Annotated in this window: 18 protein-coding genes; 12 read left to right on the top strand and 6 right to left on the bottom strand. The window is 55.8% G+C overall.

Annotated features, from left to right (window positions below; genetic code table 11):
* Positions 1 to 70: 70 nt before the first annotated feature.
* The 3 genes from FCN15_RS10410 (at position 71) to nadE (ending at position 3,260) form a co-directional block, all read left to right on the top strand.
* Positions 71 to 1,777 (top strand): two-component system sensor histidine kinase NtrB, encoded by a 1,707-nt coding sequence (locus tag FCN15_RS10410; protein WP_138494949.1) that lies wholly within the window; start codon positions 71 to 73, stop codon positions 1,775 to 1,777.
* 120 nt (positions 1,778 to 1,897) lie between these two features.
* Positions 1,898 to 2,332 carry a BrxA/BrxB family bacilliredoxin gene (locus tag FCN15_RS10405; protein ID WP_138494948.1) on the top strand — a complete coding sequence of 145 codons (435 nt, stop codon included), beginning with the start codon at positions 1,898 to 1,900 and terminating at the stop codon, positions 2,330 to 2,332.
* A 118-nt stretch (positions 2,333 to 2,450) separates the two neighbouring features.
* A complete protein-coding gene (gene nadE / locus FCN15_RS10400) occupies positions 2,451 to 3,260 on the top strand; it encodes an ammonia-dependent NAD(+) synthetase (RefSeq protein ID WP_138494947.1) in 810 nt (269 codons plus the stop codon).
* A gap of 122 nt (positions 3,261 to 3,382) precedes the next feature.
* On the opposite strand, the gene FCN15_RS10395 is transcribed toward nadE, so the two are convergent.
* Positions 3,383 to 4,312, bottom strand: coding sequence for an AraC family transcriptional regulator (locus FCN15_RS10395; RefSeq protein ID WP_162515342.1), 930 nt, complete (start codon positions 4,310 to 4,312; stop codon positions 3,383 to 3,385).
* On the opposite strand from FCN15_RS10395, the gene FCN15_RS19180 reads away from it, so the two are divergent.
* The 3 genes from FCN15_RS19180 (at position 4,311) to mutY (ending at position 6,256) form a co-directional block, all read left to right on the top strand.
* Positions 4,311 to 4,508: a hypothetical protein gene (locus tag FCN15_RS19180; RefSeq protein ID WP_162515341.1), complete on the top strand. Its 198-nt coding sequence runs from the start codon at positions 4,311 to 4,313 to the stop codon at positions 4,506 to 4,508. The two genes, FCN15_RS10395 and FCN15_RS19180, sit on opposite strands and share 2 nt — an antisense overlap.
* A gap of 76 nt (positions 4,509 to 4,584) precedes the next feature.
* The gene (acpS, locus tag FCN15_RS10390) at positions 4,585 to 4,980 is read left to right on the top strand and encodes a holo-ACP synthase (RefSeq protein WP_138494945.1); all 396 of its coding nucleotides are present in this window, start codon (positions 4,585 to 4,587) and stop codon (positions 4,978 to 4,980) included.
* Between the two features lie 37 nt (positions 4,981 to 5,017).
* Entirely contained in the window at positions 5,018 to 6,256 is a 1,239-nt protein-coding gene (mutY, locus tag FCN15_RS10385; RefSeq protein WP_138494944.1) for an A/G-specific adenine glycosylase, read from the top strand.
* 131 nt (positions 6,257 to 6,387) lie between these two features.
* Here the strand turns inward: mutY and FCN15_RS10380 are convergent, their stop codons facing one another.
* Positions 6,388 to 6,999 carry a superoxide dismutase gene (locus FCN15_RS10380; protein WP_138494943.1) on the bottom strand — a complete coding sequence of 204 codons (612 nt, stop codon included), beginning with the start codon at positions 6,997 to 6,999 and terminating at the stop codon, positions 6,388 to 6,390.
* A gap of 488 nt (positions 7,000 to 7,487) precedes the next feature.
* Between FCN15_RS10380 and FCN15_RS10375 the strand changes: the two genes are divergently transcribed.
* The 5 genes from FCN15_RS10375 (at position 7,488) to FCN15_RS10355 (ending at position 11,738) form a co-directional block, all read left to right on the top strand.
* Complete coding sequence (locus tag FCN15_RS10375; protein ID WP_138494942.1) at positions 7,488 to 7,922, top strand: GNAT family N-acetyltransferase; 435 nt, start codon at positions 7,488 to 7,490, stop codon at positions 7,920 to 7,922.
* Between the two features lie 74 nt (positions 7,923 to 7,996).
* On the top strand, positions 7,997 to 9,805 hold the full coding sequence (queG, locus tag FCN15_RS10370) for a tRNA epoxyqueuosine(34) reductase QueG (RefSeq protein WP_138494941.1): 1,809 nt from the start codon (positions 7,997 to 7,999) through the stop codon (positions 9,803 to 9,805).
* Positions 9,806 to 9,934: 129 nt separating this feature from the next.
* Positions 9,935 to 10,180 (top strand): YneF family protein, encoded by a 246-nt coding sequence (locus FCN15_RS10365; RefSeq protein WP_138494940.1) that lies wholly within the window; start codon positions 9,935 to 9,937, stop codon positions 10,178 to 10,180.
* A 45-nt stretch (positions 10,181 to 10,225) separates the two neighbouring features.
* Positions 10,226 to 10,819, top strand: a complete 594-nt coding sequence (gene folE, locus FCN15_RS10360) for a GTP cyclohydrolase I FolE (RefSeq protein WP_138494939.1) — start codon at positions 10,226 to 10,228, stop codon at positions 10,817 to 10,819.
* A 109-nt stretch (positions 10,820 to 10,928) separates the two neighbouring features.
* On the top strand, positions 10,929 to 11,738 hold the full coding sequence (locus FCN15_RS10355; protein ID WP_238996616.1) for a lipoate--protein ligase family protein: 810 nt from the start codon (positions 10,929 to 10,931) through the stop codon (positions 11,736 to 11,738).
* A gap of 3 nt (positions 11,739 to 11,741) precedes the next feature.
* Here FCN15_RS10355 and FCN15_RS10350 read toward each other — a convergent pair whose 3' ends face one another.
* Entirely contained in the window at positions 11,742 to 12,971 is a 1,230-nt protein-coding gene (locus FCN15_RS10350) for a Fe-Mn family superoxide dismutase (protein WP_138494937.1), read from the bottom strand.
* An 84-nt stretch (positions 12,972 to 13,055) separates the two neighbouring features.
* The gene (locus tag FCN15_RS10345) at positions 13,056 to 14,009 is read right to left on the bottom strand and encodes an alpha/beta hydrolase (protein WP_420819566.1); all 954 of its coding nucleotides are present in this window, start codon (positions 14,007 to 14,009) and stop codon (positions 13,056 to 13,058) included.
* A 288-nt stretch (positions 14,010 to 14,297) separates the two neighbouring features.
* Here FCN15_RS10345 and FCN15_RS10340 point away from each other — a divergent pair, with 288 nt between their 5' ends.
* Positions 14,298 to 15,041: an IclR family transcriptional regulator gene (locus FCN15_RS10340; RefSeq protein WP_138494935.1), complete on the top strand. Its 744-nt coding sequence runs from the start codon at positions 14,298 to 14,300 to the stop codon at positions 15,039 to 15,041.
* Between the two features lie 252 nt (positions 15,042 to 15,293).
* Here FCN15_RS10340 and FCN15_RS10330 read toward each other — a convergent pair whose 3' ends face one another.
* Positions 15,294 to 16,736, bottom strand: coding sequence for a glycoside hydrolase family 1 protein (locus tag FCN15_RS10330; RefSeq protein WP_138494934.1), 1,443 nt, complete (start codon positions 16,734 to 16,736; stop codon positions 15,294 to 15,296).
* Between the two features lie 89 nt (positions 16,737 to 16,825).
* Positions 16,826 to 18,727, bottom strand: coding sequence for a beta-glucoside-specific PTS transporter subunit IIABC (locus FCN15_RS10325; protein WP_138494933.1), 1,902 nt, complete (start codon positions 18,725 to 18,727; stop codon positions 16,826 to 16,828).
* Positions 18,728 to 18,737: the final 10 nt, after the last annotated feature.

The following is an 18,737-nucleotide window of genomic DNA, read 5'->3' as shown; positions in this document are numbered from 1 at the left end:
AAATATTGTCGCTTGTGCTTTAATTCAATTGAATAGGTGTCTATACATCCCGTTTAAGGAGGGATAATTATTGAGCGCAGTTCAGGAAATGCTGTTTCTGTTTCTGCTCGCTCTGACGCCGGGAATCTTGTTCCCGCTGCTGTTTGAGAGGGCAGATGCCTTGTTCCTGAGAGAACCTGGACTGGACAGGCAAAGAGGCTATCACGTTGTACTGGCGGTAACCTGTGCGATAAGTATGATTTTCTCCTCCATATACACCACAGAACTTTTCGGTATTATTCCGCTGTCCTATGGAATGGTCCCTCTCTTTACAGCTATGCTATATGAGAAGTTCGCTTATTCGGCTGTTCTGGCCGTGCTGCAGCTCGTCTTATTCACGGTTTTTCAGGAGTTTTGGACCTTATCGAATTTTCTGCTGGACACGGGATTGCTGATCTTCCCGCTCGTGCTGATGTCGCGAACCAGGTTTCTTGTATTGACCCGCACAGGGAAGTCAGGCATGCTGGCTATATTTATTTTAGTCGGTTCACTGCTGTCGGCAACATCCCCTTTTTATTTACATAAGGAGAGCTTGGCAAATCACTCTTCTTTAGCTTTTGCGCTCTATTCCAATATACTGCTCATGATCGTGGCGGGAATTATTCTGGTTTATATTATTGAAGATACATTAGATAAGCATAAGAGTCGCCTTCAAGTCGAAGCATTGTCCAGCCGGTATTACCGGGAAGAGGAGAAGATGCAGCAGATGATGGACGCCGCGCCTCTTTCAGTGGTGCTGCTGGACCGGGAGGGCCGCGTTACCATGCTGAACCAGACCTTCCTGAAGCTGCTCCGCCAAACGGACCCGGGCGCCTCAGGCAGAGATTTGCTGGGGCTTCCGCTGGAGCCGGTGCTGGAATCCCTGCAGATCAAGACCAAGCAGCTGCAGGACGGGCTTGCAGCGCTGATAAGGAGTCAATCCCCCGTGAGCGAGCTGGTTCAGATTCAGGACACCACTCTGTTTACCAGTATTTCCCCTATCCTCAAAAGGCATTCTGATGAAGCGATCGGGGCAGTCGTCGTGGTGCAGGATATTACGGAGCTGGAGACCCTGCGGCTTGAGCTCAGGCACGTGGACCGTCTGAGCCTGGTAGGGCAGATGGCGGCCGGGATTACGCACGAAATCCGGAACCCGATGGCCGTGGTGCGGGGCTTTCTGCAGCTGATGAGGGAGAAGAGTCCCGATTCCCTGGACCATTATTACCGGATTGTACTGGAAGAGCTGGACCGCGCGAACGGAATTATCAACGACTTCTTGTCGCTGGCCCAGAACCGGCCTGTCCGGAAGGAACCGACCTCGCTGGATGCCATCATCCACGAACTGACCCCTTTATTATGGGCGGACGCCAACTTAAGGGGACAGAGCATCGAGGTGAAGCTGGACGAGGAAGTTCCGCTGCTGGAGCTGAATCCGAAAGAAATCAAGCAGCTTATCCTTAACCTGTGCCGCAACGGCATGGAGGCCATGGAGGACAAGGGGCTGCTAACGCTGGAGACGCGGAAGGTTGCGGCAGGCGTTGAGCTGCTGGTCAGCGACACCGGGCCGGGCATCCCGCCGAACAAGCGGGAGAATCTGTTCCAGCCGTTCTTTACGACGAAAGCGAAGGGGACAGGGCTTGGCCTGGCGCTCTGCAAAAGCATTGTGGAACGTCACAACGGCCGGGTGAGCGTCGAATCCGAGGTTGGCGTCGGTACGACGTTCGCGGTTCTTTTCCCCGATCCGGGCCGGCCAAACTGAGCCCTGCTGTAAGAGGATGGATGAGTTGATTTCCTCTTTTATGAAGGTATAATAAAATAGAATCGGCAAAATAAAACTTTGCCGGAGTATGGCAAGCCAAGCATAAGGAGTGATATTGAAATGGCAATGTCTTTTGACCAATATATGAGAGATATGGTTCAACCGATGAGAGACGAGTTGACCTCTGCCGGAATTCAAGAGCTGCGCACCCCTGATGAAGTGGAAGAGAAGTTCTCCTCCATGAAGGGTACGGCTCTGGTAGTCGTGAATTCGGTGTGCGGCTGCGCCGCAGGCCAGGCACGTCCGGGAGTAGTGGAGGCGCTGCAGCATAGTGTTGTGCCGGACCAGCTCTATACCGTGTTCGCCGGACAGGATAAAGAAGCCACTGCGAAAGCGCGCGAATATTTCGCTCCGTACCCGCCGTCTTCTCCATCCGTAGCCTTGATGAAAGACGGAGAGCTCGTTCATTTTATCGAGCGTCATCAAATTGAAGACCACTCTGCGCTTGAAATTGCAAGTGACCTGACAGCGGCCTTCGATCGTTTCTGCAAATAAATAAACTGCCTTGAATATCATAATGCGCCCTGCCCTCTGCATGATCTCTGTTTCATGCTGCGGCAGGGCGTTAAGTTATACATATACACTTAATGATAAGGATAAGGAGTGAGCCGTAATGAGCTTGCAGCAGGAGATTATTGAGAAGCTGGGCGTGAAGCCAAGCATTGACCCGGCAGCTGAAGTACGCAAACGTGTTGATTTTCTCAAAGAATATGTAACCCGCTCCAATACGAAGGGGCTGCTGATTGCCATCAGCGGCGGCATTGACAGCGCAGTAGCTGTGGCCCTTTGCAAACAGGCTACTGACGAGCTGACGGCTGAACAAGGCGAGGAATATATCACGCTGGGAGTCTTCCAGCCGTACGGAGAGCAGGTAGATATCCAGGACAGCTACGCTGTGGCGGAGAAATTTAACCTGAAGAACGTGGCGGAGACCAATATTCAGGAAGCCGTCGATGAAGTGGCGCTGGAGGTGGAGCATGGGTTGAAGAAGCTCGGCCAGTCCCGTCATATGACCTACCAGGGCAAAGGCAACATTAAAGCCCGGATGCGGATGGTAGCGCAGTACGCTCTTGCCTTTGAGCTTCATCTGCTCGTTGTCGGCACAGACCATGCTTCCGAGGCGCTGACCGGCTTCTACACCAAATGGGGCGACGGCGCCGTTGACATTACACCGCTCAGTTCCCTCAATAAACGCCAAATCCGTCAGGTCGCTGCGTATGTGGGTGTTCCGCAGTCCGTGCTGGATAAGGCCCCGACTGCCGGACTTTGGGAAGGCCAAACCGACGAGGGAGAGCTCGGCGTAAGCTACGACGACAACAGTGATTATCTGGAGGGCAAGGAGATCAATCCGAAGGCCAAAGAAATCCTGGAGAGCTTCTATAAGCGGACAGAGCACAAGCGGAGCACCATTCCAGGGATTTAATTGAATAAAAAGGTGAAAAGCTTCCCGGCAATTATGCGGGAAGCTTTTTTTAATGCGGGCGCTGCCGCCGGCTTGATCAAGTGTATGAAAGCGACCGCTTGGACTCAGTTGACCGTTCGGACTCAGCTGACCGTATTGGCGGCAGGCTTAACCGGAACATAAATGTCCATTTGCTTGCCGGTCTCGGTCATGCAGCGCTCGTCATACCATTCAATCTCGGGCGCCTTGGCATGCTCAAACCCGGAGGAAGAGAACCATTCGCTGAAAATGTAATTCCAGGTGTTTTGAATCGTATCCGTGAACTGGTCCGCATCCGCCTCAGGGGTCGTAAATACGGCATATTCGTGCTCCGGAAGATGATATTCCACCAGGCCGTCCGGAACTGCCGTTCCGGGAGCTGCCTCATAGCCGATTACATAACCGAACCTGCCGTCTTCGGTACTTTCCGTGCAGACGCCGAGCTCAACGTTCCGGAGCTTGCCGGGGATGTTCTCCCACAGCTTATTTTTCATGTAGTGCTGCCAGAAGGCGGGGATGTCCTTGTTGTTCTGCGAGTTATCCACGGTGGTTTCGATCCGGTAGCCGATGATACGGGAAGCCGGCAAAGTGACGAGCTTATAATCCATATTCCAATCTCTCCAATCGCGGGACAGCCGGCCGTCTTTGGCGGCCGCCATCAGATTTATGGGGGAAGGCAGTGCAAGCAGGGCGTGAGGCAGCGTGACGGCAGCTTCGTTTCTGCGCAGGTCGGACGGCATGATGCCGAAGGCTTTGCGGAAGTTGCGCGAGAAGGTCTCCGGGCTCTGGAAGCCGCATTCCAGCGCAATATCCAGCAGCTTGCGGTCGGTCTCCCTGATCAGGGAAGCAGCCCGGACCAGCCGCCTGCTGCGGATGTAGCACATGACTGTCATACCGGTAAAGAATTGAAACAACCGGTGAAAATGGTACTCCGAATAATGCGCCAGCTCCGCAAGCCGTCTGAGCGTCAGCTCATCCGATAAATGGCTCTCGATGTAGTTGATGATGCCCTGTATAATCGCTTTGTTGTTCATGAACATCCTCCAGACCGGTCATGGTTCTAGTATAGAAGAAGAGGAAGGCGGCTTCTTGACGATTTTTGCTGATACGGTTTCAGGCTGTCTGTTCAAGGCTGCGCAAGGCGACCAAAGCCTCGGGAAAAATCTGTTGGTTAATTATACCATGCGCCCTGCGGGGGCTCGCATCCCCCGGTTTGTCCTGCTACAATGAAGCGTAGATTGCGGAAGGTTGACTTATTTATCTGGACTGCGTGCGTGGATGCCGGTTCTGGGAGGAAGTGCTGGATTTGATATATGGGATTGGCCATGATGTGGTCGAGATTGCGCGGATGGGAACAATTCTGCAGCGCAGCTCGGGCGGCCGCTTTCTGGAGCGGATACTGACGCCAGCCGAGCGTGCGCTGCCGGGAGCGGCCGGCAGAACGGCCGAATTTGCGGCCGGCAGATTTGCGGCGAAGGAAGCGGTGTCCAAAGCTTTCGGCTGCGGGATCGGAAGCAAGCTGGGCTTTGAGGATATAGAAATTCTGCCCGATGCCTCGGGCAAACCATCGGCTGCGCTCAGCGCGGCGGCCTGGGCAAGGCTCGGATGGGGCGAGAGCGGCCGGGAGCTTTTCAACATTCATATCAGCATTACGCATGAACGCAGCCTGGCTTCAGCCTTCTGTGTGGTGGAGCAGCGTTAGCATGCAAGATTATCATCAAAGGGAGCGAACAGACAGAGTGTCCGAAACGAATATAGAGCAGTATTTCAGTCATAAATTGCTGGACTGGTATGAGACCGCCAAACGGGATCTGCCTTGGCGCAGACAGCGGGACCCTTATTATATCTGGGTATCGGAGATTATGCTGCAGCAGACCAGGGTGGATACGGTCATTCCTTATTTTCAACGGTTTATTGAACGGTTTCCCACCTTGACGGATCTCGCCCTGGCCCCGGAGGAAGAAGTGCTGAAATGCTGGGAAGGGCTGGGGTATTATTCCCGTGCCCGCAATCTGCAGGCAGCTGCCCGGCAGGTAGTGGAGCTGCATGGAGGCAGGGTGCCGGACGACAAAGCATCTGTTTCAGCTTTAAAAGGAGTTGGGCCGTACACGGCCGGTGCCATCCTCAGCATCGCCTTCGGCCAGCCGGAGCCGGCGGTCGACGGAAATGTCATGCGGGTATTGTCCCGCTATTTCCTGCTTGAGGATGACATCGCCAAGCCGGCAGCACGCGTGAAGATGGAGGCGCTGGCAGCGCGGCTGATCCCGGAGGGAAGGGCGTCCGACTTCAATCAGGCGCTGATGGAGCTTGGCGCGCTGGTTTGCACGCCGAAGTCGCCGCACTGCCTCACCTGCCCGGTGATGGAGCACTGCCAGGCGCGGATCGCCGGCATGGAAGCGCAGCTGCCGGTCAAGACCAAAGCGAAGAAGCCGCGCCCGGAGTTCAGGCTGGCGGCTTTGGTCGAGGGGACCGGCGCGCAGGCCGGCCGCGTGCTGGTGCGTCAGCGCGCGGCCTCGGGGCTGCTCGCACGCATGTGGGAGCTGCCCCATGTCCTGGCTGCGGAGGACCAGCCAGGGGAAGGCGGCGGCCTGCCGGAAGGTCCGGCGATGGACCGGCTGGCCGCCGCCCTTGCGGCCGAAGGGCTTCCGGCCCGGCCGCTCGGCCTTTATATGGAAGCGGAGCACACCTTCAGCCATATCCACTGGAACCTGCGCGTGTTCAGGTTCCAGCAGGCTGAAGCGTGTGACGCTTCCCTGGGGCTGATGGCCGCGGAAGCAGGCGCGGCCTATGAAGCCGGCGGCGGAGGCCGGGGGGACAGCAGCCCCGCGGGCGGCTCTGCTGCCCCTGCCCTTACGCCGCCCTCCCCCTCGCGCTGGATTACGCGCGAGGATATGGAAGAGCTGGCGTTCCCCAACGTCTTCCTGCGGATTCTGAATCACTATTTCGATGAGCAGGAAGAGAGCGGGGAAGAGCTTTAGAGCTATCGGATAAGCCCGAGATCATCTCGGCGATCGACATACAGGAAAGGCCCTCATCCACAGGAGATGAGGGCCTTCCTTATTATGCCGCATACGCTCAGCCGCATACGCGTTCCCGCTTCCAAGCAGGCTTATTTCGCCGCGAGATAACGCTTGTTCACTTCATCCCAGTTGATCACATTCCAGAAGGCTGCGATGTAATCCGGGCGTTTGTTCTGGTACTTCAGATAGTAGGCGTGCTCCCAAACGTCAAGGCCGAGGATCGGCGTCAGGCCTTCCATCAGCGGGCTGTCCTGGTTCGGTGTGCTGGTTACGGCCAGCTTGCCGTCCTTGCCTACGACCAGCCACGCCCAGCCGCTGCCGAAGCGCGTCGTAGCCGCTTTGGTGAACTCCTCCTTGAATTTGTCGTAGCCGCCCAAATCGCTGTCGATTGCTGCGGCTACCTCGCCGGTCGGCGCTCCGCCGCCGTTTGGACCGATCACAGTCCAGAACAGGGAGTGGTTGGCATGGCCGCCGCCGTTGTTGCGGACGGCTGTGCGGATATTTTCCGGAACCGTGCCAAGATTTGCGATCAGCTCTTCGACGCTTTTGCTCTGCAGCTCGGGTGCGCTTTCGAGTGCATTATTCAGGTTCGTTACGTACGTATTGTGATGGCGGTCGTGGTGAATATTCATCGTCTGCTCGTCAATGTGAGGTTCAAGTGCGTTTGCAGGATAAGGAAGTGCCGGTAATTCATAAGCCATTGCGAATACCTCCTGAGCTTTGGAATAGGTTGATTAACTCTCAAGGAGCGTGCCTTAGGCAGGCGTCCCCAGAGCGGCCGGATATCCATATCTGGAAAAAAGGCCTTCATTATATTAACCAAATTTCAGGAAATCCAAACCATTTAGAGGCGCTGACTGCCTTTTTCCCCGCAGAAAAAAATGCAGCTTCGCAGCTGGTTGCCCCGCCGCTGATCACCTTTGTTATCCCAATGTTAATAGAGTGTAAAAGCCGTATTTTTCCGCCAATTCCTTTATTAACATCGAGTTAATCCTCACAGAAAATGTAAGCGTTTAATATAAAGCGCTTTCAGAAGAAAAAGCGTGTAATCGGGAGATAAGTATGGTTTAATTACTATAGACACCGATATTTATCGGTTTTTGTCACGATTTCCGGTTCTGATTTGTGTAAAGGTCGTCCTGTATTTTTACATAAATCTATCATGCACAAGAAGAGGGAGATTAGAAGCATGCGCGTTCGTTCCTTTCAGTTGAGCGATGTCACCAAGGTGACAGACCTATTGCAGGTTTCATTGTCTGAAGAATGTTACGAAGACACCAGACGTGCTTTTGCAAGACAATTGTCTTTCGATTCAGAACTGATTATGGTTGTGGAAGAGGAAGAGGGAATTATCGGTGCGTTAATCGGAACGATTGACCAGAACCTGGGCTGCATTTACCGGGTTGCCGTTCATCCTGAACACCGCCGGCGCGGTGTAGGGAAAGCTCTTGTACAGGCTATGGAGCAGCGGTTCCAGCAGCGCAATGTGAGCAGCATCATGATTGCAGGCGATGAACATAACAAGGCTGCTATGCCGCTTTATGAAGCAATGGGGTACGCAGGCCGGATGCTGGAAGCTTTCCAGAAGCTGAGTATTGCCGCAGTCCATTCTGTGCTGAGATAAAATGAAGAACGCCAATACCTGATTTTACAATTAATAGAGCATATCTTCCATGCCGTTGCAAAGGGCGGGGAGATATGCTTTTCTATTATTATGCTTACTTTAAAGAGGTGACCGGATTGAACGTGCATAATCCCCGTGAACAAAAGAATACAACACCTGCTGAGGACTGGGGATGGCTGAAGGAAGAGATCAAATCCGCGGCCTCCGGGCTCGGGATTGACCAGGTCGGCTTTACGACGGCAGATCCCTTTCTGTCGCTGAAGCCGATTCTGGAGGAGATCAGGGCTAAAGGCTATGAATCCGGATTTGAGGAGAAAGATATAGATAAACGGGTGGATCCCAAGCTGACGATGGCCGAAGCCAGATCCATTATTGCCGTCGCAGTGGCTTATCCCTCCAAGATGGTCAACCCGCCGAAATCGGAGCCGGGCAGAACGCGGGGCATTTTGGCACGGTCGGCCTGGGGCAGGGATTATCATACCGTTCTGCGCGAAGCGATGGACAAGCTGGCCGCTTTCATTAAAGAGCGGGTGCCGGACGTCCGGATTGAGAGCATGGTCGACACCGGGGTGCTGAATGACAGGGCGGTGGCCGAGCGGGCGGGAATCGGTTTTGCCGGGAAAAATGGACTGATCATCTCGCCGGACTGGGGCTCCTGGATCTATCTCGGCGAAATGATTACAGACCTGCCCTTTGAACCGGACCCGCCGGTTCTCGAAGACTGCGGAGAGTGCACCAAATGCCTGGACGCCTGTCCGACAGGAGCGCTGCTCGGCGGCGGGATGCTGAATGCCCAGCGCTGCGTATCCTTTTTGACTCAGACCAAAGGCTTTCTCAGCGAAGAGTTTATGCTCAAGATCGGCAACCGCTTGTACGGATGTGATACGTGCCAGATGGTCTGCCCGAAGAACCGGGGCAAGCACTGGGACCACCGTCTGGAGCTCCAGCCTGACCCGGAAATTGCTAAACCGCTGCTGCAGCCGCTGCTTGACATCAGCAACCGGGACTTCAAAGACCGCTTTGGGCCGACCGCGGCCGCCTGGCGCGGCAAGAAGCCGATCCAGCGCAATGCGGTCATTGCGCTCGGCAACTTTAAAGACCGTGCTGCCCTGCCGAAATTAATGGAAGTGCTGCTTCACGATCCGAGACCGGAGCTCCGGGGAACAGCGGCATGGGCGATCAGCCGGATTGGAGGAGAAGAGGCGTTGGAAGCGATCAATCAGGCGCTGGAGAAGGAGTGTGATGAGATGGTGCTGACTTATATTAGAGAAGCCGAAGCGAAGCTGCGGGAAGCGGCTGAGCGGGAGCTTACTGAACAAAGTATGGATCAGCCTGCTGGACAACGTACTGAAGAGCTGACCCGGGAAGCAGGCGGAGCCCTTTTTTATGAAGAAATGTCTTCGCCCATCGGGCTGCTGACGGTTGCCGGAAGCGCCGCGGGCATTTGCCTGATCCAATTTGGGGGCGCTGAAGCCACCGGTGAATCAAGACAGAAGTGGGCGGCCAAATATATGCCGGGCGTTAGCCTTGTGCGTTCTTCCGCGGAGCTCAAGGAGTGCCTGGAGCAGCTCGGCGATTATTTTGCGGGCAGACGGACGGCCTTTGACCTGAAGCTTGATCTCAAAGGCACCCCGTTCCAGCTCAAGGTGTGGGAGGCGCTGCTTCAGGTACCATACGGACAGACGGCGTCCTACAAGACGATTGCCGAACAGATCGGCCAGCCTAAAGCGGTCCGGGCAGTAGGCGGCGCGAACAACCGCAACCCGGTTCCCGTCATTGTTCCCTGCCACCGGATTGTGGGTGCAAACGGCGCAATGACCGGCTACGCCGGGGGCATTGGCGTTAAGGAAAGCCTGCTCGCTATAGAGCGGCAGAGGAATTGAACTCCGAGGGGAATCAGGCTTAATTTGCATTTGCTACGGCTGGACAAAGAATGCTATTATAAAATCTAGTGCCCGGCACAAATGCCCGGTACAACTATGAATTTTGAATAATACAGGGGTGGCTTATCCATGTGGAATATTATTATTCCAATTCTTACACTGATCGTCGGTCTGGCCGGCGGTTTTGCAATCGGGGTCTTCTATCTCCGGAAGCAGCTGACCAAGATGCAGAACGATCCGCAGATGCTGCAGCAAATGGCTAAACAAATGGGGTATAACCTGAACGGCAAACAAATGCAGCGTGCGCAGCAGATGATGAAGAAACAGCAGCATCAAATGCCGAAGCCTGGAGCAGGCCGGAAGAAAAATAAATAATACCGCTTTGTTCTTTTAGGAATGACGAGAAAAGGGGGGACAGTGATGGCAGGCGTTAAAGATTATTTGAACACACAGGTAAGCAGGAACCGTGAAAAAATCGAGGATCATATCCGCGAGATTCTGAAGCTGATTGGCGAGGATGTGGAACGCGAAGGCCTGCTGGATACTCCGGCCCGGGTAACCCGGATGTACGAAGAGATTTTTGCAGGCTATGAAGTCGATCCCCGTGAGGTGCTCGGCGTGACGTTCGAGGAGAATCATGAGGAACTGGTTATCGTGAAGGATATCGTGTACTACAGTCAATGTGAGCACCATATGGCGCCTTTCTTTGGCAAAGTGCACATCGGCTATATCCCAAGCGGTCATATCGCGGGACTCAGCAAGCTTGCCCGTCTGGTTGAGGCGGTGACCCGCCGGCTGCAGGTGCAGGAACGCATCACCTCACAGATCGCGGATCTGATGGACGAGGTGCTTAAGCCGCAGGGCGTTATGGTTGTAGTGGAAGGCGAACACTTGTGCATGTGCTCCCGGGGCGTGAAGAAGCCCGGCAGCAGAACAATTACGTCAGCCGTTCGCGGCACCTTCCGTACAGATCCGGCATCGCGTTCGGAATTCTTATCTTTGATCAGGGATTAATACTTCCGGCAGGCGGAAGGAGGTCCTGCCTTTTGGGCAGGGCCTTTTTTTATTACATACGAAAGAGCAGAATGAAAGAGGAAGGAAAGGTTGTGATGTGATGAGCGGCATGAGCGAGCTGCCTGAAGAAATGATCATCGTTGAAGCCCCGCTGCTGCAGGGAGAGGATATCCTGGACCACTTTGCCAGGGAGGAATATTACTGCAGATTAGTCGGCGAAGGCGGGCCGCCGCTGCTTCATCTATGGCGGCACCCGCAGGCCATGGTGCTCGGCCTGCGTGACCGGAGGCTGCCGGGGGCGCCGGCAGCCATGGAGCGGCTGCGGAGCGAGGGCTGGTCGGTCTGCGTCAGACCGTCCGGCGGCGCAGCCGTAGTGCTGCATCCGGGAGTTGTGAATGTGTCGATCATCCTGCCGCATGCGGCAGGGGATCTGAACATTCACCGTGATTTTGCCCGGATGGCCGGGTTTATCCGCGGCGCGGTGCAGCCGTGGTCAGGGGCCGCCGCTGCCGGCGAAATCGCCGGGGCCTTCTGTCCCGGCGACTACGACATCAGCATCGGCGGCCGGAAGTTCTGCGGCATTGCGCAGCGCCGCCAGCTGAAGGCGTACATCCTGACCGCTTTCGTGATCGTAAGCGGTCAGGGCGATGAAATGGCGGGGCTTGTCCGCCATTTCTATGAGGAAGCCTCCTGCGGACAGCAGGAGGGCTTCCCGGTTGTGAGAGGCGGAACAATGGCCAGCCTGCAGGAGCTGGCCGGCGTTCCTTCCGCCGAAGCTTTTACCGCATCGCTGAAGCAGACCGCGATGCAGCGGTTCGGCGCCGCCGAGGCCGCGCCGGAGGCGCTGGCCCGGCTTGCGGTGCCAGCCGGCATCCTCGAGGAGCTGAAGGCCGGCATGCGCCGGAAATATGACGGCTGAGCCTTAATAAGGCGTCCATTGAAGCTGGCGGGCTTGCTTGAAGCGCTCCAGCACGGCAGGCCAATAAACGACGTTCCACCAGTCCTTGATATAGTCCGCCCGTTTGTTCTGATGCTTGAGGTAATAGGAATGCTCCCAGACATCAAGCGGCAGCAGGGGCACGACATCCCACTGGGACAGGTTCTGGTGCTTCTCGGCCTGCAGGATCTCCAGCCTGCGGGCCCGCGGGCTCCAGACGAGAATGGCCCAGCCGCCGCCCTCCACCTTCTCCGCAGCTTTCGAGAATTGGGCCTTGAAGGCTTCGAAGCTGCCAAAATCCCGGCTGATCTGCTCCAGAAGGGCGCCGCTCGGGCTGCCGCCGCCTTTTGGATTCATCGTATCCCAATAGATCGTATGCAGATAATGGCCGGCCCCGTTAAAGGCAAGCTCGCGCTCCCAGTGTTTGATCAGATCGAAATCACCGGACTGGCGGGCTTCCTCCAGCTTCTTCTCCGCTTTGTTGAGGTCATCTACATAAGTCTGGTGGTGCTTGTCATGGTGAATCCGTACCGTGGCTTCATCAATATAGGGCTCCAGTCCGTTATACGGGTAAGGCAGCGGCGGCAGCTGATGACCGCCGATCGGAACGGCACCGTCCTTGTTCCGCTGTCCCGGCGACAAAGCCGCCTCCGCTGAGGCCTGCTCCTCCGCCTCCCGCGTCAGGCTCTGCTCCAGCTTGCGGGAATAAAATTCGATACCTGGTTTGGGCTGGTGATGATAAGGGTCGGGCGCAGGCGGAACCTTGGAAGCCGCCTGGGAGATCAGGCCGGGCTGATTGAGCGTCTCCAGCACAGCGAGGAAATATTCCGATTCCCGGATGATATGGAGCAGGACAACCTTGGCCAAAGGAACGGCTTGAACGGCCTGGGACTGGTGCAGAATGGCGTCCAGCTGGCGGATCCATTCCTGGGACTGGCGGAAGGAAGCGGCCAGCAGGCGTTCCGTCTGCCTGACCAGCTCCGGGCTCAGCGGCGCATGTGCGGGAGCGGAGAGCGCATACTGCAGCAGGGAATCGGCTGCGGCTTCCGTATCGCTGAATACTTTTGCCCAATCATCCAGCAGTTTGACATAGACGGCCTCGAGAGACGGGACAATGGCTTTTATGACATCAACATGCTCTTTCTCCTGCTGCTTCCAGAACCGGATTTCCTCCAGTACGCGGATCGGCAGGTAAGGGCCATAAATAAATAACATGGATAATAAAACCCCTTCCGGCATAGGTTCATATTTCAGAATTATGCTTGGAAGGGGTTGACTCATTACCGGAGCTTATGGAATTTATTTGGCGGCCTGGCTCAAGGATGCGTTGACCTGGGCTAGAAAAGTCGAAACCCGCCGCAGGTATTCCCGGGAATGCTCCCGGAAGATCAGCTCGTGATGCGCGCCCTGCACAATCCAGACGCCGGAGATCGGGCTCGTCTGGTTGGCGGCAAGTTTCTCCGCAATTGGATAAGGGGCTTTCTCGTCTTCAGTACCGTGGATGAAATAAATGGGAAAAGGATAGTCCTCCTTCTTCACCTCAGGATACGGAATCTGCCGCAGGCTTGTTCCGTTCAGCACCGGCAGCAGCACCTCCAGTATTTCCAGTGAAGGATGCTCCGGCAGCGGCAGCTGCTGCTTGAGATTGTGGTACAGCGTATCCGGCTCGAGCAGGAAAGTGCTGTCCAGAATCATGGCGCTGACGTCATGCGTCTTAAGCCCGGCCTGCAGAGCGGTTCCGGCGCCCATGGAGAAGCCCCAGACGACGATTTCCTTCGCGCCCTTCTGCTTCACGTACTGAATGGCGCCGAGCAGCTGCTGGGCCTCCTTCTTGCCGCCGGTAGCGACTTCTTTGCTGTTCTGGGCGGCGAAGCCGTAATCAAACATGAGCACATTAAAGTTCAGCTGGTGGGCGAAATGGGCCAGGTCATACATCGGAATCCAGGTTTCCTCGCGGTTTGCTCCGTATCCGTGGCTGAAGACAATGGTTTTATTCGAGCCTGCTGCGGGAATGTACCAGCCGTGCATGGTGCGGCTGTTGTCGAGCGCCTGAAAGGAGACATCCTCGTATTCCATATTCTTGGCAAGCTTCGGATTGGAATACAGCGGCGCAACGGTAGGATTCGATAAGACCCACGCAATAAAGCCGTGCAGGACAATAAAGCAGAATATAAAGAAAAACAGGACCGACATTCCTAATGAGATCAGAATATGCCTGAATTTGATTCGTCTTGGTGAGAGAACATGTGCCATCTCCGCTGGCGGGCTTGATTTCATGCCCGCTTCCCGGCCGGCGAGTTCGCCTTGGTCTGCGGTTTTATTCATACTGCCCTCCTTGGCCGATAAGCAATCGAAGACATCTGGGAAATGTCGAATAAAAGCGCTTTATGCGTTTCAGATATTAGTAATCGTAAGCTGGGGGAACGGCAAAGTCAATGAGGAATAGGTATTTGGAAGGATGTATGTCTTATGGACGGATTTGCCGGTTACGTTTATAATTTATGTAACCATGTTTCATAGTATGAAACGGAGGGCGAGGAGATGGAAGACCGGAAGCTGACGGTCCGCGCTGTAGAGAGAGCGCTTGATATATTGATGTGTTTTACCAAATCGGAGGAAATGGGCCTGACGGAGATTGCGGCGGAGATTGCCCTGCACAAAAGCACGGTGCACCGGCTGCTGACCACGCTCGAGGAGCGGGGCTTCGTCATCCGGGACAACGCGACGGACAAATACCGGCTGGGGATGAAGATTTGGGAGCTGTCCGCCCACTTGGCGCACAATGACGACCCGGCAGTGCTGCTGCTGCCGGGCATGGAGAAGCTGCGGGATACGCTGGGCGAAACGGTGAGTCTCTACTTGCGGGACGGTAATGACCGTCTCCGGATTCAGGCGGTGCAGAGCAATCAGGCCATCCGCCGGGTAGCGCCCGTAGGCGCCCGGCTGCCGCTGTACGTCGGCGCCTCCAGCAAGGTGCTTGTAGCCTTTGCAGGGGAGGACTTTATAGAGGGGCTGCTGGGCTGCCCGGACTGGCCGCCGGTCATAGACAAGGACGGGTATCTCCGGCAGATGGAGGAGATCCGGGAGAAGGGCTACGCGACCAGCTACGAAGAGCGGGAGCCCGGGGCCTCGGCGGTGGCCGCGCCGATCTTCGGACGTTCCGGCCAGCTGGCTGCGGCCCTTTCCGTATCCGGCCCGGTCAGCCGGCTGAACCGGGAGAAGCTGGAGGAGCTGGGCCCGGTCCTGGCCGGAGCGGCGCGGGAAATGGGTTATATGCTGCCGTAATAAAGAATAAACTCATCCCGAAAGAAATAAGATACAAGCCGGACTACAAGAAACCGGACAACAAGAAACCGGACAACAAGAAGCCGGACAACAAGAAGCCGGACAACAAAAAGCTGCGCATGGGCCGTAAGGCCTGCTGCGCAGCTTTTTAATTTTTGCGTTTGATTTTTGCGTTTGAATGGTATCTGCATGGGTTTAGGTTTTTTTTCAAAAGGGCGTATCAGTATCAGAGAGTGAGCCCAAGATCAAACCTTATTCTTCGCTTAAAGAAGCGCCGTTGGTAGCAATCACCTGTTTATACCAGTGGAAGCTCTTCTTCCGCACCCGTCTCAGGCTGCCGCTTCCGTCATTATCGCGGTCGACATAGATGTAGCCGTAACGCTTCTTCATCTCGCCTGTGGAAGCGCTGATCAGGTCGATGCAGCCCCAGCTCGTGTAGCCGATCAGCTCGACGCCTTCCTCAATCGCCTTCCGGGCTTCGGCCAGGTGCCGGTTCAGGTAATCAATCCGGTAGTCGTCGTTCACGACATCCCCCGGCTCCAGCACATCCGACGCGCCGAGACCGTTCTCCACAATGAACAGCGGTTTCCCGTAACGCTCGTACAGCTGGTGCAGCGCATAGCGCAGGCCGAGCGGATCAATCTGCCAGCCCCAGTCGCTTGCTTTCAGATATGGATTGACGACCCCGCCGAACAGGTTGCCTGACGCCTTGTCAGGATGCTCCGGATCGCTGCTGACCGCCGTGCTTGTATAATAGCTGAACGAGATGAAATCAACCGTGTACCGGCGCAGCAGCTCCGCGTCCTCCGGCTCGGTTTGCAGCTGGACGTTCTTTTTCCGGAAAAAGTCCGCAGCGTAGTACGGGTAGCTGCCCTTCACCATTACGTCCGTAAACAGCTGGGTGATCCGGTCGTGCTCCATCGCTTCAAGCGAATCCTCGGGTTTGGAGGTGAGGGGATAGGTCGCGCCGCCTGCCACCATGCAGCCGATCATCGCCTCCGGCCTCAGCTCCCGCGCCGCCTTGACGGCCAGTGCGCTTGCAAGAAATTGATGGTGCGCGGACTGGTAGACGGCCTGAGCTTTATTTTCACCTTCCGCAATGACAATTCCCCCGCTGATAAACGGAATATGCGCCAGCATGTTGATCTCGTTAAACGTAATCCAGTATTTCACTTTGCCTTTGTAGCGTTCAAACAGTGTTCGGGCGTACCGTTCATACAGCTTAACCAGCTCACGATTGCGCCAGCCGCCGTAGTTCTCCAGCAGGGCAAGCGGCATGTCGAAGTGGGAGATCGTAAGCAGCGGCTCAATGCCGTGCTTCAGCAGCTCGTCGATCACATTGTCGTAGAACTTCAAACCTTCCTCATTCGGAGCTTCGTCATCGCCATTCGGGAAAATTCTCGTCCAGGCGACCGAAGTCCGGAACACTTTGAAGCCCATTTCGGCAAACAGGGCGATATCCTCCTTGTACCGGTGATAGAAGTCGATCCCTTCGTGCGACGGGTAAAAAGTGCCCGGCTCGATTTGCGGAATTTCGCCTTTGCCGTGAAACAGAAGCTTGAAGCGGGCGGAAGCAGGGGGGAGCACATCTGCCGTGCTCAGCCCTTTGCCGCCCTCGCGGTACGCGCCTTCCACCTGGTTGGCCGCCACCGCACCTCCCCACAGGAAATTCTCGGGAAACGTTGCAGCTGTCATATTGTCATCTCCTTAAATAGTGTTTGGATCAAATGTCTGAATTAATGTCTGAATTAAATGTCTGGTCAAGAATCGTTAGCAGCTGATTTTTAAAAAAGAATCGTCATCAGCTTATCGGCAGCGCCGACCTGCTTTTGCTCCGTTGTGAGGATATCCAGATACTGATCGGGATTCGTAACGATAACCGGGGTGATCGTTTCAAATCCGGCTTCGCGGATCTTCTCAAGCTCGAAGCGCAGCAGGAGATCACCGGCCGATACCCGGGCACCCTGTTCGACTACTGCCGTAAAATGCTCGCCTTTCAGCTTCACGGTATTAATGCCGACATGAATCAGAATTTCCGCGCCGCTGTCGGATGTGATTCCGATGGCGTGTTTGGAAGGGAAGACGTTCGTGACAATGCCGTTCACCGGCGAGGTCACTTCCCCGGCATCCGGCTCAATGGCCAGTCCCTGTCCCATGGCGCCGGAGGCGAAAGCCCCGTCGCTGACACTGCTCAGCGGCTTAACCGTACCGGACAGCGGGCTGAGCACCGTTTCCTGCTTGCTGGCGTTAACAGCGGCACCGGACTGGGCTTCCTGAGCGGAGCCGGAACCAGCAGCCCCAGTACCATCAGCCAAATCAGCCGCGGCAGCGGCTTTCAGCTGTTTCTTGTCTTCATAACCAAAGAAGTACACCAGCACTGCGGCCAGCACAAACGAAACGGTAATTCCGATTACGTAAGGGGCCAGCGGAGTGAAGACCGGAATCGAGAAAATGCTCGGGAACGCGAAAGCAACCGATTTACTGCCAAGTCCGCCTGAGATTGCACCGCCGATGGCGCCTGCGATAACAACATACGGAATCGTGCGCTTGTAACGAAGGATGAAGCCGTAGATGATCGGCTCCGTCACGCCGGCCAGCAGTCCCGGAATGGCAGTCGAGCTTGCCAGCGTGCGGGTCGTTTTGTCCTTGGTACGCAGCAGGATGCCTACAGCCAGACCCATCTCTGCGAATACGGCGGTTGCAAACATGGCGCTCAGCGGATCGCCGCCTTTGCCCAGATTTTGAATGATGATCGGAATGATTCCGTTGTGAATGCCTAGCAGCGTCAGGAACATCCAGCTTCCGCCCAGAACGAGGCCGGCCAGCCAGCCGCTCTTATCGGCAAGGAACGTAACCGCCGAAGCGATCGCATTGCCGGCATAAACGCCAAATGGTCCAAATACGAGTACCGTCAGCGGCACGATGATCAGCAGGCAGAGCATGGGAACGAGGAACAGCTGCACATTCCGGTGAATAATCTTTTTCAGGAGCTTGTTCAGCAGGGCATAGAAGCATACGGCGATAAAGACCGGGAATACCGTCGACGAGTAATCGGCGACTGTAACCGGAATGCTGAGGAACGTCACGGCTCCTTTGAACGATGCCAGCCCGGTCAGGTTCGGCTCAAGCAGCGCTGCGCCAATGACCCCGCCTACATAACCGTTGGCTCCAAGCGTCGTTGCCAGCGTAATGCCGAGGAAGATCGGCAGGAAGTAGAACACCGCGTTCGCCGCCGCTTGAAGAATAAGGTACGTAGAGCTTTGTTCGGTGAGCGCGCCGGCCTGAACCAGAATAATGAGCAGCGCCTTCAGCATGCCGGAACCGGCCATCGCGCCGAGCAGCGGCACAAAGCTGCCGGAGATCACACCGAAGATCCGGTTGGACAGCTTCTCCTTCGGCTTGCCCGCGCCCGCCGCGTCTCCGGTTCCTCCAGCACCGCGAACGCCTTCACGGGCCAGAATGGTCTCATAGACCTCGGATACATGGGGGCCGATAACGACCTGGAATTCACCTCCGGCCGACTGGGCGGTCAGCACTCCCTTGGTGCCGAGCAGCGCTTCCTTGTCTGCTTTGGAATCATCTTTCAAAGTGAAGCGGAGCCGGGTTGCGCAGTGAACCAGCCCGTTTACATTTTCGCGTCCGCCGACCAGCTTCACAATCTCATGCGCGAGTTCTTCATATTTCATCGGAAATGCC

The organism is Paenibacillus pinistramenti (assembly GCF_005869875.1).
In the GTDB taxonomy this organism is placed as follows: domain Bacteria; phylum Bacillota; class Bacilli; order Paenibacillales; family Paenibacillaceae; genus Fontibacillus; species Fontibacillus pinistramenti.
This window is presented reverse-complemented; position numbering and strand designations above follow the sequence as displayed.